At 46.1% G+C, this 12,668-nt stretch carries 11 protein-coding genes; 7 read left to right on the top strand and 4 right to left on the bottom strand.

Annotated elements, in window-relative coordinates; all coding sequences use genetic code 11:
- Nucleotides 1–54: 54 nt before the first annotated feature.
- From CWB99_RS13775 to CWB99_RS13765, 3 genes are all read left to right on the top strand, one after another.
- Entirely contained in the window at nt 55–1,068 is a 1,014-nt protein-coding gene (locus CWB99_RS13775; RefSeq protein WP_138551669.1) for a LacI family DNA-binding transcriptional regulator, read from the top strand.
- The gene (locus CWB99_RS13770) at nt 1,069–2,304 is read left to right on the top strand and encodes a glycosyltransferase (protein ID WP_138551668.1); all 1,236 of its coding nucleotides are present in this window, start codon (nt 1,069–1,071) and stop codon (nt 2,302–2,304) included.
- Nucleotides 2,305–2,439: 135 nt separating this feature from the next.
- On the top strand, nt 2,440–3,666 hold the full coding sequence (locus CWB99_RS13765; protein WP_138551667.1) for a threonine/serine ThrE exporter family protein: 1,227 nt from the start codon (nt 2,440–2,442) through the stop codon (nt 3,664–3,666).
- Between the two features lie 67 nt (nt 3,667–3,733).
- On the opposite strand, the gene CWB99_RS13760 is transcribed toward CWB99_RS13765, so the two are convergent.
- A complete protein-coding gene (locus tag CWB99_RS13760; RefSeq protein ID WP_171045340.1) occupies nt 3,734–4,210 on the bottom strand; it encodes a methyltransferase family protein in 477 nt (158 codons plus the stop codon).
- Nucleotides 4,211–4,384: 174 nt separating this feature from the next.
- On the opposite strand from CWB99_RS13760, the gene CWB99_RS13755 reads away from it, so the two are divergent.
- Nucleotides 4,385–6,448 (top strand): S9 family peptidase, encoded by a 2,064-nt coding sequence (locus tag CWB99_RS13755; RefSeq protein ID WP_138551665.1) that lies wholly within the window; start codon nt 4,385–4,387, stop codon nt 6,446–6,448.
- A gap of 295 nt (nt 6,449–6,743) precedes the next feature.
- On the opposite strand, the gene CWB99_RS13750 is transcribed toward CWB99_RS13755, so the two are convergent.
- The gene (locus tag CWB99_RS13750) at nt 6,744–7,106 is read right to left on the bottom strand and encodes a hypothetical protein (RefSeq protein ID WP_171045339.1); all 363 of its coding nucleotides are present in this window, start codon (nt 7,104–7,106) and stop codon (nt 6,744–6,746) included.
- A gap of 186 nt (nt 7,107–7,292) precedes the next feature.
- Entirely contained in the window at nt 7,293–8,060 is a 768-nt protein-coding gene (locus tag CWB99_RS13745; RefSeq protein ID WP_138551663.1) for a hypothetical protein, read from the bottom strand.
- A gap of 226 nt (nt 8,061–8,286) precedes the next feature.
- Between CWB99_RS13745 and CWB99_RS13740 the strand changes: the two genes are divergently transcribed.
- The 3 genes from CWB99_RS13740 (at nt 8,287) to CWB99_RS13730 (ending at nt 11,325) form a co-directional block, all read left to right on the top strand.
- Nucleotides 8,287–8,802 carry an SCO family protein gene (locus CWB99_RS13740; protein ID WP_138551662.1) on the top strand — a complete coding sequence of 172 codons (516 nt, stop codon included), beginning with the start codon at nt 8,287–8,289 and terminating at the stop codon, nt 8,800–8,802.
- A gap of 11 nt (nt 8,803–8,813) precedes the next feature.
- A complete protein-coding gene (locus tag CWB99_RS13735) occupies nt 8,814–10,382 on the top strand; it encodes a methyl-accepting chemotaxis protein (protein ID WP_138551661.1) in 1,569 nt (522 codons plus the stop codon).
- A gap of 256 nt (nt 10,383–10,638) precedes the next feature.
- Complete coding sequence (locus CWB99_RS13730; protein WP_138551660.1) at nt 10,639–11,325, top strand: LipL32 family surface lipoprotein; 687 nt, start codon at nt 10,639–10,641, stop codon at nt 11,323–11,325.
- A gap of 74 nt (nt 11,326–11,399) precedes the next feature.
- Here the strand turns inward: CWB99_RS13730 and CWB99_RS13725 are convergent, their stop codons facing one another.
- The gene (locus CWB99_RS13725; RefSeq protein ID WP_138551659.1) at nt 11,400–12,593 is read right to left on the bottom strand and encodes a multidrug effflux MFS transporter; all 1,194 of its coding nucleotides are present in this window, start codon (nt 12,591–12,593) and stop codon (nt 11,400–11,402) included.
- Between the last annotated feature and the right edge of the window lie 75 nt (nt 12,594–12,668).

Below are 12,668 nucleotides of genomic sequence, written 5' to 3'. Positions count from 1 at the left end.
AAGTTACGGTAAACTAAGCGTTCGTCAACCGTTTGAACAGTTATTCAGGCCATTATGAACAACAATAAAAAGCCGGACAAAGTAACCATTTTCGATGTCGCCAGAGAAGCGCAGGTGTCTAAGTCCACCGTGTCACTGGTCCTTACACATTCAGACAAAGTCAGTGATAAAAGCCGGGAAAAGGTGCTTGGTGCAATCGCCAAGTTAGGTTATGTGTACAATCGTGATGCAGCAGCTTTGCGCAGCAAACGCTCCAATCTGGTCGCTTTGGTGATCAACGACCTGACTAACCCCTATTCCGCACAACTGGCGGTGGGTCTGGAAAAACACATTTATGCACTGGGGATGGTGCCTATGCTGGTTAATACCAGTGAAGATTTGGCACGTCAGCAGCAAGTCGTCAACACGCTTAAAGAGTACAACGTCAGCGCGTTTGTGATGGTACCCGCACCTGGCACCACGATGGAATGGGTCAATCAACTCGTTGAGTCTGGCTTTCCGGTCATTAACATCATGCGGGAAATCCCCTACAGCCATGCGCCCTGTATTCTGCCTGATAACCAAAAAGGCACCCACCTGGCAACACTGCATTTACTCGACCAGGGATTGGAACGACTGGCATTTTTGGGGGGAACACCTGATATCTCGGATTACCACGAGCGTTTGGCAGGTTTTCGCAGTGCACTGACTCAGCGCCAGATGACTCAACCTATGCCCGAAATTGCTGCGCAAACTAATCGCCAGGGTGGCCGCGAGGCATTTAGTGCCCTGTACGCCCAGGCACCGGATACTCAAGCCGTGGTGTGCTTTAGTGACGTTATCGCCTATGGTGTGATGGAAGCCATGCGTGAACACGATCTGGTACCAGGCAAAGATATCAAAGTTGTCGGATTTGACGACCTGGCCGACTCCAGGTTAATGAAACCAGCCCTGTCATCAGTACGGATTGATGCAGACGACATTGGCAAACGAACCTGTCAGGCACTGGCAGAGATCATGAATAAATCACAACCCGCGGTACGCACCTTAGTCGATGTATCGCTGCAACTCAGAGAATCCTCAGTTTAAATGACACAAGTTTTAGTAATTGGTTATGTCTGGCCGGAGCCGAACTCCTCGGCCGCCGGCAGTCATATGATGTCCTTACTGCGCTTTTTCCGCGCACAAAACTGGCAAGTGGAATTTGCCAGCCCGGCTCAACAAACCGAGCATATGGCCGATTTAAGTCAGGAACAGATCACTTGCACGCCCATCGCGCTAAATTGTAGCAGCTTCGATGAATATATTTCCCGACTAAAGCCCGATATCGTCATGTTTGACCGCTTTATGATGGAAGAGCAATTTGGCTGGCGGGTCGATAAGTTTGCCCCTGATGCGCTTAAAATCCTCGATACAGAAGACTTACAATGTCTGCGCAATGCGCGCCATGCGGCGCACAAGGCACAGCAAGCTTTCACACTGGATAGCTTACTGGATAGTGAATTAGCCAAACGTGAAATCGCGGCAATTCTGCGCTGCGATCTGTCGCTGATTATTTCCGACTATGAGCTCGAATTACTCACAACACAATTTAGTGTTGCTCCAGAGTTGTTACATCACCTTCCCTTTATGGTCGATTTGAATGCGCTTAGTTCTGATTTACCTGACTTCTATGAGCGCAAACACTTTATGACCATAGGCAATTTTCGCCATGCTCCTAACTGGGATGCCGTGCTTTACTTACAGCAGATCTGGCCCATGATCCGCAAACAGCTACCAGACGCGGAGCTACATATATACGGTTCTTACCCACCACCTAAGGCGACCGCTCTGCATAATCCAAAAACAGGCTTTTTAATCAAAGGCTGGGCGAATGATGCACTGAGCGTAATGGCACACAGTAGAGTTTGCCTTGCACCACTGCGCTTTGGGGCTGGGATCAAAGGCAAACTGCTCGAAGCCATGATAACTCAAACCCCATGTGTGACTACTCAAATCGGTGCCGAAGGCATGCATGGCGATTTGCCCTGGCACGGCGCGATCAGCGACTGCCCACACACCTTTGCGGCTGAAGCCGTTGCTTTATACCAGGATCAGGTGCGCTATCAACAGGCTCAGCAAAACGGTCAATCCCTGCTTCAGGCATGCTATGACAAACAGCCGTTAGAAAAAGGTTTAAAACAAAAGATTATCAATACATTAAATAATCTGAGTGCGCACAGGCGCGCTAATTTCACCGGTAGCATGCTGCGTCACCACTCACTTCGTAGTACCCAATACATGTCCCAATGGATTGAAGCAAAAAATGCAAATAAAATGCGTTGAATTTGCGTGAGAACCCGTTAGAATTCGCGGCAATTTAGGTTATTGCCTAAACTCAGTATGGAAGCCTGACAAGCTGTTGACTTCCATACTCACTGTATCGCTGTCGATTTTCACTTATTATTAGGTTACACGCCGTTGAATTCAGCCACCTTTACACAAAAACGCAAGTTTATTGTTAAATTAGGAAAAATGCTTCATCAATACGGAACTCCGGCTTATCGTCTGGAAGCCCACCTGATGGAGGTTGCTACCCACCTGGGCCTTAAATCGTCCTTTGTAATGTCACCGACTTCGGTCACTTTTGTGATCTGGACTGAAGGACATGAAGACGAGTACACCCATGTTGCTCGCGTTGAGCCAGGTGATCATAACCTGGGCTCGCTTGCTGATACCGACGATGTGGTCAATCGTATGTTGGCGGGTGAACTGAGTATAGAGCAGGCAGATCAGAATCTGGATGCGATCACCAAAGCAAAAGACCCCTATGGGCGCTTGCTGACAGGTTTTGCATTTGCAGTGTCTGGCGGCGCGTTTGCTATGTTGATGGGGACCAGCTGGAATGATGTGCTGTGGTCTGCGGTGTTGTCTATCCTGGTATTTCTCTTTGTGCTGTGGTCCACGCGCTCTAAGCGGGTAACCCATATGCTGGAGCCGGTAGTTGCGATAGTGTCCGCGCTGGCGGCCTGTGCCATTTCATCCTATCTGGATCCCATGGTGAACATTCGCCTTGTGGTGCTCTCTGCCATCATAGTATTCATTCCGGGATTAGCATTGGCACTAGGGTTTGCAGAATTATCAGCTCGTCACCTGGTATCGGGTACTGCACGGGTTATGGATGCCATCATGCTGTTGTTTAAGCTGTATTTTGGTGCGTTTCTGGGTATCAGTATTGGCTTTTTCCTGTTTGGCCAGAGCGACTATGTACAACCCGATCCGCTCCCCAAATGGACGGCCTGGATGGCAATTTTACTGCTGTGTAGCAGCCTGATTGTGATTTTCCGCACTAAGCTTAAGCACGCCAGCTGGTCTATTGCGTCGGGCTTTATTGCCTATGCTGCCAGTATAGGGTCAGCGGTCTATCTGGACTACTCACTGGGCACCTTTGTCGGTGCTTTTGCCGTGGGCGTATTTAGTAATGTGTTTAACCGCACAGTCAATGCACCAGCTTCGATTGTCGCTATGCAGGGGTTAATTGTACTGGTACCTGGCTCCAAAACTTACATTGGCCTGAACTCACTGATTGAGGGTCAGAGCTTTGTTGCCGCCGACCACATCGGCCAGCAAACCTTTTTGATCTTTATGTCTTTAATTGCAGGTCTTATCTTTGCCAATGTGGCGTTGCCACCGAAGAAAAGTCTGTGATTTTACCGGTCTCCTGGTTTTGCCAGGAGACACCCCAGCCGTTATCCGCAAAATCAAAGCAACCGGTCTAAATCCAGCGACGGGTTGTGCTCAGAAAGTCCCGGTATGCCTGGCCATAGGCTTCTAGTAAAAAGCGCTCCTCTGGTTTGATCTGAAAGCGAGTCATATAACCGATAAAGCTCAATACTGCGAGTGCACCAGCAGGTGATACCAGATACCAGTTTTGTGCAACCAGCAGGCACAGAAACCCCACATACATAGGGTTACGGGTAAAATGGTAAATGCCGCCAGTCACCAATGTCGATGCTTTATCTAGATGCACCGGATCTACACTGGTATTATGACGACGAAAGGCCCAAACACCCGCCAGAGCCACGACAACGCCTATCGCGCTCAGCACCAAAGTGCCACCAATTTTGAGTGGCTCAGACACAGTACCGTGCCCGATCATCTGGACCAGCCCCCAGCTCAAGAGCATATGAAGCAGGAGAACGACCAAAGGTGGTACTTTAGTGTCCAAAGGATGTTCCTGTGACTGTGACATTGTGGCCCCCAGCATTAAAAGATGTCATTTAGTTGATATGTCGCAATTATTTGTCCCATAAAGCTGACGGTTAATCGCAAACACTGGTTTTCAATCTATGCTAACGTAAAATGTGGCCCAGTAGCACTACACCTTGCGGTCTAGTTTATAAAAAGTGTAATCCAGAGAACATTTATGAAGCTTATAAAAACTACCCTCGCGCTCGCCATTGGTCTTGCCAGTGCCAGCACCTTTGCCGCATCGGCAAAAGATACAATCACAGTTGAAGATATTCCTACTATTCAACGCGTTATTCAAACAGCAGTGAGCCCGGATGGCGAATCGGTTGCATTTCGTCGCTCCGTACCACGTGAGCTGTATGTAGACAGCAACGGTAAAAACTACAGCGAGCTGTATGTGGTTGATGACGAAGGCAATGAAGTCCCTTTTATTACAGGCAAAATCAACGTAGGCAAAATTGAGTGGTCAGCAGATGGCAAATTCATTTACTTCACAGCCAAGAAAAAAGAAGACAAATTCACCTCGCTATATCGCATTGCGGTAGACGGCGGTGAAGCCCAAAAAGTATTGTCGCTCAAAGGCACTTCAATCAATAAGTACCGTCTTAGCCCGAACGGCAAGCAGGTTGCAATTCTGGCTATGCCGGCCAAAGATGCAAGCGAGAAAGAGCTTAAAAAGCTGGGCTTTATGGCTGAAGTGTATGAGCTGGGCCTGAAAAACAAACAGCTACATTTAGTGGACCTGGTACAGACCAATAAACCTCTGACGCCTGCCGTGATGCCTGTCGAGGGTTACGTCAGCGACATCAACTGGTCTGACGATGCCAGCAAGTTATTGGTAAAAACCCAGCCAACGGCGCTAATTGATGATCAGTATATGAAGTCGCAGTGGCATGTGATGGATGTGGCAACGCAGAAAATCACCACCTCGTTTAAAACCGAAGGTAAGCTGGGTGAAGCGGAATTCTCACACGATGGTAAATACATTGCCATTTTAGGCGCCGAAGACAAACACGACCCGGCCAAAGGCCGTTTATTCCTGGCCAATGCTAAAACCGGAAAAGTAGAAGAGTGGATCCCTAACTTTATGGGCCACTTCAAAGACTTCGAGTGGTCAAACCGCAAAAACGTACTGAACTTCATTGCCGATGTAGGCGTTGAAACTTTCATTGGCCAGGTCAAAGTAGGTTCAAGCAAATACAAAAAGCTGGTTAAAGAAGGCAAGTTCATCGCGCACAGCCTGTCTGTTTCAGATTCAGACAAGACCATTGGTGTACGTGCTGAAAGCCCGAAACACCCAAGCGAAGTGTTCATGGTCCGTTCCAAAAAACCAACTCGTTTAACCGATTCAAACCCCTGGTTGAACAACAAGCGCCTGGCGAAACAAGAAGCGATTAACTTCAAAGCCCGTGACGGTGTTGAGATTGGTGGTGTACTTATCTACCCACTGGATTATCAGGAAGGCAAACGTTACCCTCTGATCATGGCGGTACACGGTGGCCCAGAAAGTCACGACAGAAATGGCTGGCTGACCAGCTACTCAGATCCAGGTCAAATGGGTGCGGCACGCGGCTATGCCGTATTCTACCCGAACTATCGTGGTTCAACGGGCAAAGGCGTGGACTACTCTAAACTGGGCCAGGGCGACTATGCTGGCAAAGAGTTTGACGATCTGGTCGACATGAAAGAGTACCTGGTTAACATGGGCCTGGTTGACACCAAGCGTGTTGGTATCACAGGTGGCTCTTACGGTGGTTACGCGTCTGCCTGGGGCGCAACTAAACTGACCGAGCACTTTGCAGCCAGTGTGATGTTTGTAGGTGTGACCAACCAGCTGTCTAAGTTTGGTACGACCGATATTTCAAACGAAATGTTCCTGGTACATGCCCGCTCTTACCCATGGCAGAAATGGCAGTGGTATCTTGAGCGCAGCCCAATTTACTGGGCTGGCCAGTCGAAAACCCCACTGTTGATCATGCATGGTAAAGACGATCCGCGCGTTCACCCAGCTCAGTCTATGGAACTGTACCGCTATATGAAGGTACAAGACAAAGACGTACGTCTAGTTTACTACCCGGGCGAAGGCCATGGTAACCGCAAAGTTGCTGCTCAGTACGACTACAGCCTGCGCTTAATGCGCTGGATGGATAACTACCTGATCCACGGCAACAAAGACATGCCAGCGTATGAAATTGACCATGCTGCCAAATTAAAAGCGGTGAAAGAGCAGAATAAATAAACTGCTGTTTTTTATGGTTTAAAAGACAAAAGGTTTGCCAGATTGGCAAGCCTTTTTTCTATGAAAACGAAACAACGTTAACTACTCTACGATAGAGTGTGCAACTCCACCCAACCTAGTACAGCTCATTAGTAGAATTATGCAGCCTCAAGGTAGCCAACTGGAGTCATGTCTGGCAGCGTACCGGCATTACAGGTTTTCTACTTTCACAGACCCCATCATCGCGCCCTCTTTGATGTATATTTTACAACCAACCCTTTTATTATTGGTGCAAAAAAACGTTTAAAATTCCGTATTAACTATCTTTACAAAAAAGCGAATCGAAAAAAGCATGAAAAATAACATAAATAGAAGGCAATATAAGCATTACAGTGAGAAGCGCTTCAAAACTGACTTTTTCGTCACTATCACCAACCCAATAATAAGAATAAAAAAGCAACAAAATCAAAACAACCAAAAATCTAAAAAGATAAAAAAACCTAATCCCCCCATCATAATAAAACCCCATTACTTTCAAAGAAAAGAAGGGAACGAAAAATGACAAAGCATGAAACCAAGGCAAAGAATAGAAGCCCAAAACCAAAAAAGAAACAAGCAAAACAAAAGAACACAAATAATAAAAGTTATAAAACATCGAAATCGGAACTATTTTTTTCATCACCATAAAACCACAAAATTTAAATCGGTTATAAATCAAAACCCAAGATCTACATAAAAAATAAAAACCACGTCCCACACCTCACCACAAGCCCCCATTAAAACCAGAACAAAAATTAAAACTTCTTTGCAAAAACTCGAATAATCTTCACAACCAATTTCATTACTTAAAAAGTAAAATCATAAACTACCTATCTATTAAAACTCGTGTCCCATGCTGCAACTTCAAAATAAGACCACAGTGGTTTTTCTCATTACACATTTCTGACTTTATCAATACTACCTGACCTTTTTTCAACCCAGACAAGAGATAAGTTTCAGCGCTTGAAATGTTCCAAACTTTCTTTTCCCCAGCTATATAGCCATATACGCCAGCATCAAACCTTGAGTCTTTCATTTCAAAGTAATCATAGATAACTTCTCTTTGAACGATTGGATACTCTTTATCAACTGGTATTAGAACAGGAGAAAATATAACAACCCATAAAAGCCAATATCTGTATTTATCTAGCAGACCAACTAAAAAAACAAAAGAACCGTATATTTTATTTATTAAAATCATTGTAAACCTATAATTATTCGCCTTAAGTAATACACTTCGTGGTGTTAGCAATAAGTAGTGACCTTCGGTCAGCGCATCTAGACAACCCCGCTTCAGTTGCATCTGCTGTGGCTTTGCAACCACAAAATAGTGACCATCAAGGTACAGAGCAAAAATGGGGAAAACTTTGCCATCTATCTTTTCGATATTTGTTTGGTCGCTTTTTGACTTAAAACCGATACTTTTAGCGGCACGCTGTAACTGCGTATCAATCAGCTCAGGGTGTGACTCAACCTCAGGGTCAAACTCATGTAACAATTGGGAGGGATCAATTGACTTTTGAAGTAATCGAGCGACGAGAGGCAGACTCAGTAGACCACTCTGAAAGGAAGAGGAGATATTATTATTTTCCACTTGTACAATTACTTCTTGTGAGGAGTAAGGAGCAATGCAGTACAGGTGAAACTGTCTGAACAAACTCCTTTTGTTGCCATTATGGGTATTTTAATCTAATTTCCACTTCAAAGAAATATTATTTTACCCAAAGATGTGCAAAAAGGTAAATCATTTGCTGCCTATCCATTTACTGTCTACAGTTTACTAATGGTTCATAGATCAAGGCCTTGTTGTTAATAGCGCTATGCTGAAATCATCGTTTATGGTGTTGCTGCTTTGCCTGCTGCTGGGGGTTATTTTTGGGCTGCCATTTGTACCGCTTGAAAGTAATCGCACAGTGGAAGCGCCTTTTTTAGAGCACTCGGGTAGCGATAAAGCGGTGGTGTTCTTTGGCTTTAGCCATTGCGGTGGTGTGTGCCCCACTACATTGCTGATTTTAAAAAGTTTACTAGAAAATACTGGGCGACAAGACCAATGGCCGCAGGTGGTGTTTGTTGATATTGACAAGAATAGTTCAACGCAACAGGCACAGCGGCATGCTCGCTCTTATCATAGCGCTTTTTCTGGCGTCCATGCCGTTGGAGCATCTCTTTCTCAACTGAGCCGAGATTTTGGCTTAAATATTCAGCAAGATGGCGAGCTTATCCGGCATCAGGGGCGCACTTATCTGCTTGCCCGGTCGCAACAGCAATGGCGCATAGTCAAGGCTTACAATCCAGACGTCTTTGATTTTAAAACGCTACAAGATGAGCTTTATTAACGAGGCACACCATGCTTAAAAACCTGCTAATTTGTTATGACGATAACCTCAGCGATTATATGAAAGCCAGGTTTGACGAGGACTTTAAACGCGCGGATAAAGTAGTGCTGATGACCCTGCTGGCGTTTTATTTTATGGTGGCCCTGCTTACACCATGGCAAAACGGTTACTTTATGCTGGGTATCCTTGGTGGCGGGATTGTTTTTGCGACTTGCCTCGCTGCATATAAAACCATGCCAGGTGCATTTATGACTCGCATTATTATGGCGGTCGGATTAACTGCGATGATGGCCATTACCATTCAACAGGCGAATGGTCTGGGCGAAGGTCATTTTATTTTCTTTCTTAACTTTACAATATTGATTCGCTACCGGGATGTCATGCCCTTAGTGGCCCTCATTGGTGTGACCGTTGCCCACCATCTCACTCTGACCTACTGTCAGAGCATTGGCGCACAATTATGGGGCACGCCCATTATTATTTTCTCCTGGGGTGAGCAAACCACTTGGGGGCTGATCGCGCCTTTGCTGTACCATATTGTAATTGCCCTGATAGGCGCAGCCATTGCCATCTACTATATTCTTGATGGCAATATTAAATTTGTTGCTTCCAGTCAGGTGATAGGCCTGGTGCAAAAAGGCGCAGACGGTGACTTAACAGACCGCATAGAAGCGGCGGAAGAAACCAACTTGTCGCGCATTGTTAATGGCTTTTTTGACAGACTAAACAATACCTTACTCGATACGGCAAACACAGCTGTAGCGCTTACCAAACAAGCTGAAGACACCACCTCTCAGGCACAAAGCAGTGCTCAGGCAGCACAGGAGCAACAATCTGAGATCGTTAAAATATCATCCGCCGTCGAGCAAATGACATTCGCAACCGGGGAAATAGCGAGCAACGCCGAACAAACAGCCTCTTCGCTGCGTGAAGCTGTAGAAAGCAGCCGTACAGGCCAGACGTTGGCGAGCAAGTTTGAACAAACCATAGATTCACTGTCATCCAGGGTCAAAGATGCCACTAAGGTGCTCGACCAGCTGGAGCAAAGTAGTCAGCAAATTAGTACTATTGTAGCGACCATTCGGGGGATCTCGGAGCAAACCAATCTGCTTGCGCTAAACGCGGCCATTGAAGCCGCCCGGGCCGGTGAGCAGGGCCGTGGTTTTGCAGTCGTGGCCGATGAAGTGAGGGTACTGTCGCAGCGCACCCACGCCTCAACAGAAGAGATCTCTGCAATGATCAATACCTTGCAATCAACGTCTCACTCTGCCGTTGAGACCATGAACCAGTGCTACGAACTAACCTCGGCCAGTGTCGATGACGCCAGCAATGCATCCCGCAGCTTTCGGGATATCGCCAATCTTATCAGCGATATCAATGCCATGGCATCACAAATAGCCACAGCCGCCGAGCAGCAATCGGCCATGACCAATGACATACGTCAGAACACCAACAATATACAGGATGCTTCCAGTCAGTTTTTAAGCAACTCGGAAACCAATTTACAATATGCTTCTCAGCTCAGTGAAATGTCACTCCAGCTAAATCGCCAAATTCAACAATTTAAACTTGTTCGCTAGGTGCAAATTCGTGTGCTACAGACGTATATGTCGCATTGGTAACAGCCTTGTGTGTCCGGTAATGCTATTAAACCTCAGTGCAAAAAGCAGTCATCACCGTATACCTGCCCAACGCATTATTGCTCTGTCATTCGTTAAATTTTAAGAGGGTCAGCGTATCTTGTCATCCTGGTAAATGCGTAAAAATTTGTTTTACTTTCTCCAGTACATGCCTATAATTCGAACGAATTTAAAATGGTGACATGGAGTCAACACAATGAAAATGAAGTTAACCGGAAAGATCCTCCCTCTGATTGCGCTAACCACTCTTGCAGGTTGTATGAGTACTGGTCCACACCTTAAAAGCTCTGTCTCTGAAGGTGTAGCCGGGATTGAAGCACGTCTCCCTTATGCCAATTACAGCAACTACTTTGGCTATGTTGATAAATCTGTTGTGCCTGAGGGTAAATATAAAGGTAAAGACACTTACTATCTGTATGTCTGGGTGCCTGCAGCAGTAGATGAAATTGGCGTTTCAATGATTTCACCTGCCGTCGCTACGCCTGGTGACAAAGACTTTGTTCACGCAAACTTTAAACCAGGTATGGCAAAGGACGCCAACAAGTTTTTCGATACCTATATCGTCTTAGATCGTATGAACATCATAGACAGCGGCAGCATTGCTGACGGCGGGAAAGTACTGCAAAACCTGGGGCGTAATGATGACAGCAGCGAATTGCCAGCGAATCCAAGTGGTGCTAGCTATAACTCATTGTTGCGTAAAACAACGTCGATGAATAACCCGACCGAAGCACTGGTACGTGGTGTATATCGCATCGGCTTTACATCATTCCGCTCGTCGGTTGAAGGCTCTTTTGAAGCAACCATAGGTACCAATGTACCTGGTGTAAAAATTGCGGCATCGTTGTCTGAATTAGACGCACTGGTAAACAATAAGCTGTGATCCAGACAATTTCACAGACCAATTAAGTTATGCCAGCCTTACCCGGGCTGGCATTTTCGTTTTTATCTTACAGGTTATTTGTGGCGATGCGTAATAAAATGGCAACCCTGAACCAAAGCCGTGATAGCAACCGCACCAAACATCATTGCTGAAAAAGGAACCGTGTTGTTAGCATGGAGCAAGGCAAGCAAAGGTCCTACCAGAGCCCCGCTACCAAACCTGAGCGTTCCGATCACTGCCGTCGCTGTACCCGAGTTTTTCTCAAACTCAAGTAAAATGAGCGCATCTGCGTTGGCTGCGCTGACCCCCAAGCTCATCATCAAAGGCGCAATACTCAGCACAATGTAATACAAAGACAAATCCATCAGGCTAAATATTAGTAACGCGGATGCACTGAGCAAACCAAGCAACAGGCCGTAGTACAACATTTTGCGTGAGCCCACTTTGGGCACTAGCCTTGTATTAATAAAATTTCCCAACATCAGCGCCACAACATTAAAGGCAAACAGCACCCCAAAAAGCTGTTCAGATACTCCAAAGTAATCGAGATAAACAAAGGACACAGAGGTGAGAAAACAAAAGAAGCCAAAAGATACCAGCATAGAACTCAGGATATCGGGCAACGCACTGCGTTTACCCAATACCGTTGCATAGCTATCCAGGAACAAGTGAAAACCTCGCTTGTCACTTTTATAAATAGGCACTTCCACAAGATAGAAGTAAGCGAGGATCATGACCACAATGGCATAACTTGCCAGCGTAAGAAAAATCCACTGCCAGCTTGCCAACCCCATAATGGCCGACCCCACACTGGGGGCAATCAGGGGCGCGACCATCATGATCATAGAGACATAGGACATACCTTTTGCAGTGTTGGCCTGATAGATATGTCGTATGATCCCAGGCACTACTACAGTCGCCGCTGAGCCTGTAAATGCCTGCGCTGCACGCAAGAACCATAGTTGCGAAACATCGCTGCTAAATGCGATTAAAAATGAGCTAACAGCAAAACCACCCAGCCCAAATAATGCCAATTTTCGCCTGCCCAATTGATCTGCAAGAGGACCAAATACCATCATACCAATAGCATAACCGGCAAGATAAATACTGAGCGAAACCTGGACCTGGGGCATGTCTGTACCCAGGCTGTCGGCTATCACCAGCATTGCGGGCAGGTACATGTCTATCGCTAAAGGAGTAATTGCCACAATACTTGCTAACAGCGGTAGTATTACACGAATATTAAAATACTTTTCGGTATCGTCCATTGAGTGCCAAATGAGAGTGTGAGGGACACGAATTGTATCATTTTAGGTATCAATCCGCACGCACACTCAGTTGCA

The organism is Pseudoalteromonas rubra, assembly GCF_005887095.1.
Lineage (GTDB): Bacteria > Pseudomonadota > Gammaproteobacteria > Enterobacterales > Alteromonadaceae > Pseudoalteromonas > Pseudoalteromonas rubra_E.
This window is presented reverse-complemented; position numbering and strand designations above follow the sequence as displayed.

Bases quoted from the DNA above. Each gene is read 5' to 3' on its own strand.
- CWB99_RS13775 (WP_138551669.1), top strand. From the start codon at position 55: ATGAACAACAATAAAAAGCCGGACAAAGTAACCATTTTCGATGTCGCC.
- CWB99_RS13770 (WP_138551668.1), top strand. From the start codon at position 1,069: ATGACACAAGTTTTAGTAATTGGTTATGTCTGGCCGGAGCCGAACTCC.
- CWB99_RS13760 (WP_171045340.1), bottom strand. From the start codon at position 4,210: ATGTCACAGTCACAGGAACATCCTTTGGACACTAAAGTACCACCTTTG.
- CWB99_RS13755 (WP_138551665.1), top strand. From the start codon at position 4,385: ATGAAGCTTATAAAAACTACCCTCGCGCTCGCCATTGGTCTTGCCAGT.
- CWB99_RS13750 (WP_171045339.1), bottom strand. From the start codon at position 7,106: ATGAAAAAAATAGTTCCGATTTCGATGTTTTATAACTTTTATTATTTG.
- CWB99_RS13740 (WP_138551662.1), top strand. From the start codon at position 8,287: ATGCTGAAATCATCGTTTATGGTGTTGCTGCTTTGCCTGCTGCTGGGG.
- CWB99_RS13735 (WP_138551661.1), top strand. From the start codon at position 8,814: ATGCTTAAAAACCTGCTAATTTGTTATGACGATAACCTCAGCGATTAT.
- CWB99_RS13730 (WP_138551660.1), top strand. From the start codon at position 10,639: ATGAAAATGAAGTTAACCGGAAAGATCCTCCCTCTGATTGCGCTAACC.
- CWB99_RS13725 (WP_138551659.1), bottom strand. From the start codon at position 12,593: ATGGACGATACCGAAAAGTATTTTAATATTCGTGTAATACTACCGCTG.